Here is a 2,974-nt window from a genome sequence, read left to right on the forward strand (position 1 = left end):
AACGTCTACCTCTACGACATCGACGACCTGAAGGAGGTGGTGGAGGAGAACCTCGCCGCCCGCCGCGACGAGGCCGTCAAGGCCGGGGCCATCGTGGAGGAGGAGGTCGGCGCGTTCTCGCGCTGGCTGGAGTCCCTCGAGCTGCAACCGACCATCGTGGACCTGCTGGCGCGCGGCGAGGCCGTGGCCGAGCGCGAACTGGCCAAGACCCTGAAGCGCCTGGGGCCCGACGTGTCCCCCGAGACCGAAGAGGCCCTGCGGACCCTGGTCCACTCCGTGGCCCACAAGCTCTACCACGAGCCCATCGCCTACCTGAAGCGCCGCACCCAGGAAGAGGGCCGCGCCCAGAACATCATTAACACCACGCGGCACATGTTCAACCTCGACGACGACAGCGTGCCCGCCGAGGCCCACGCCCAGCGCAAGGGGGCCGTGCTGCCCCTGCGCCCGGCCCGTTGCGTCCACGCCGCCGCAACCGACGACGAGTCCTGACGAGACAGCCATGCGCAGCTACCATATCGACGACCTGAATCCCGACGACGTGCGGCGGCTGGCCCGGGCCCTGGACGCCCGAGGCATGAAAAGCTCCGTGGACGCCATGTACTGGCTGGACCTGCCCGAGGCGCTGCTCGGCGCCGAACAGCGCGACCACGCCGGGGACTGCGGCCCGCACAGCGTGGGCGTGGAGCTCGGCGAGGACTGGGTGCGGGCGGAGCTCCTGGTGCGCGCCCGCAACCGCCTGCGCTGCTCGTGCGTGTGCTACGCCGACCCCGCCCAGCGGACCTGGATCATGGACGAGCTGGACCGCACCCTGCGCGAGCTGGACATCCCCGTCTAGATTCGCGCCCCCGAGACAGGGGCGGAGAGCCAGGACGCGATCCTTCGGCCTTGGGATGGCGGCATGCGCCAAGGGCCGTGGCCGCCTTGAGCCACGCGGCACCGGGTCACCCCCGCGGCGGACACCCCGCTTCCGGCTCGCGGGCTCTTGCGCCCGGGCCGGGGCCGTTTTCCCGGGCGGCGGCCCCCCCCGGGACGGGCGGCTGCCGCCCGGCAGCAGATGCACCGGCGCCGCGGCCCGGGCGACCGCGAAACCCGCCTCCGCAGGCACCGCCCGGCCCGCTCGGGCTCCGGCCCAGGGCGGCGATGCGTTCCAGGTGCCGCGCGGCCCATTGGGCCCGGTCGCGGACAATGGCCGGAACCTCGGCGCGGCCGAAGCCCCGCCCGGGCCCCGGCGTCCGGGGCGGCGGCAGGTTCCAGGCGCGCCCGGCCCCCGGCCCGCACCCACGCAGCCCCACAGCCCCAGGAGGCCCCGTGCCCACAGCTCCCGCCGCCCCCGCCGCCCCCAGGCTCCAGGACCTGCCCCCCCGGGCGGCCCATTTCTGCCTTGCGGTGGAGCGCTTCGTGCGCGAGGAGCTGGGCCTGGACCTGCGGGGCCGCACGGTGCTGGCCGCCTTTTCCGGCGGGCTGGACTCCACCGCCCTGCTCGCGGCCCTGGCCGTGCTGGCGCCGCGCCTGGGCTGCGCCGTGGCCGCCGCGCACCTGGACCACGGCCTGCGCCCCGAATCCGCAACCGAGGCCCGGGCCGCCGCGCGCCTCTGCGCCCGCCTGGGCCTGCCCTGCGAAACGGGGCGCGAGGATGTGGGCGCCCTGGCCGCGGCCCGGGGCCTGGGCCTGGAGGACGCCGCCCGTCAGGCGCGCTACGCCTTCCTGGCCGGAGCCATGAAACGCCGGGGCGCCACGGTGCTGGCCGTTGGCCATGTGCTGGAAGACCTGGCCGAGGACGTGCTCATGCGCCTGACGCGCGGCGCGGGCTGGCCACAGCTCGGCGGCATGCGCGCCTGGGACCGGGAGCGCTGTCTGCTGCGGCCCCTGCTGCTGGCCCCGCGCGCCCGGGCGCGCGCCCTGGTCGCCGCCCTGGGCCTGCCCTGGACCGAAGATCCCTCCAACGCCGATCCGCGCTTCCTGCGCAACCGCATGCGCCACACCGTGCTGCCGCAGCTGTTGGCCGAGAATCCCAACTTCCTGCGCCAGGTGGCCACCCAATGGCGCCTGGCGCGCCTGGACGCCGAGCAGTTCGCCGCCGAAACGGCCGCCCTGCTGTCCCGGGCCGAGGCCGTGCCCGGGGCTCCCGGGGCACTGCTGCTGCCCGGGGCCCTGCTGGCCCCCCTGGCCCCGGCCCAGCGCCTGCGGCTGTTCAAGGCCGCCCTGGAGGCCCTGGGGCCGGGCCAACCCCTGGCCGAGGGCCTCTTCCGCCTGGAGCGCGCCTGGGCCTCGGGCCGGGGCGGCGCAGTCCTGCAATTTCCGGGGCCCAAGACCGCGCACATCCTCGCCGGAGCGGCGCGCGGGGTCCGCTTTTCCCGGGCGGACGCCGGGGGCGCGAACCGGGCCTGAGCCCGGCCCCCCGGGCGGCAGGCGGCAGGTCCGGCCAGGGGCACATCCCGCCAGCGCCCGGGCCGGACCAAGACGGCTCCGCCCCCCTGTCCTGGCCCCTGCCCCCTGCCTGGGGCCCGCCATGCCCGCATACGCCAGGGGGCCTGCCCCGCCGCCCCGTTATCCAGACCCAGGCCCCTCCGTCCCAAAACCCGCGCCCGAGGCGCCAGCTCGGCGCCCCCAGGCCCCCGCGCCCAGGCCCTCCCTGCCCTGCGCCCCACGTCCTCGCGCGACGCCGGGGCGCCCGGCGCAACACAACGCCCTGCCCCGCGCCCAGCCCCCGGCCTGCCGTCCATCCGCTCCCCCGGCCCGACGATACCGGCCAGCCCCAGGCCCATGCCCGGCGCCCCCTGGGCACACCACGCGCTCGCGCCCACATCCATGCAACGGCGCCCCCCAAACCCCGCCGCCCGACTCCCAGGCTCAAGACTCCCAGCCCTGGCGCAACGCCCTGGCCCGTGCCCGGCGCCCCCCGGGCACACCACGCGTTTGCCCCCCCCCCCCCCCCCCCCACACACCCCCCCCCCCCCGCCACACCCCCGCA

The 2,974-nt window shown here is 76.9% G+C and carries 2 protein-coding genes and 1 pseudogene; all 3 read left to right on the forward strand.

Annotation, left to right across the window (positions count from 1 at the left end; all coding sequences use genetic code 11):
• Positions 1 to 492, forward strand: a pseudogene (locus M0P34_RS14670) (glutamyl-tRNA reductase); the annotation flags it as partial.
• A gap of 10 nt (positions 493 to 502) precedes the next feature.
• The gene (locus tag M0P34_RS14675) at positions 503 to 838 is read left to right on the forward strand and encodes a hypothetical protein (protein WP_291500450.1); all 336 of its coding nucleotides are present in this window, start codon (positions 503 to 505) and stop codon (positions 836 to 838) included.
• Between the two features lie 473 nt (positions 839 to 1,311).
• Positions 1,312 to 2,391 (forward strand): tRNA lysidine(34) synthetase TilS, encoded by a 1,080-nt coding sequence (gene tilS, locus M0P34_RS14680; RefSeq protein ID WP_291500452.1) that lies wholly within the window; start codon positions 1,312 to 1,314, stop codon positions 2,389 to 2,391.
• Positions 2,392 to 2,974 lie beyond the last annotated feature (583 nt).

The organism is Desulfocurvus sp. (genome assembly GCF_023230885.1).
In the GTDB taxonomy this organism is placed as follows: Bacteria; Desulfobacterota; Desulfovibrionia; order Desulfovibrionales; family Desulfovibrionaceae; genus Desulfocurvus.

What these genes read in the sequence shown, in the direction of transcription:
- M0P34_RS14675 (WP_291500450.1), top strand. Translation starts at nt 503, where the DNA reads ATGCGCAGCTACCATATCGACGACCTGAATCCCGACGACGTGCGGCGG.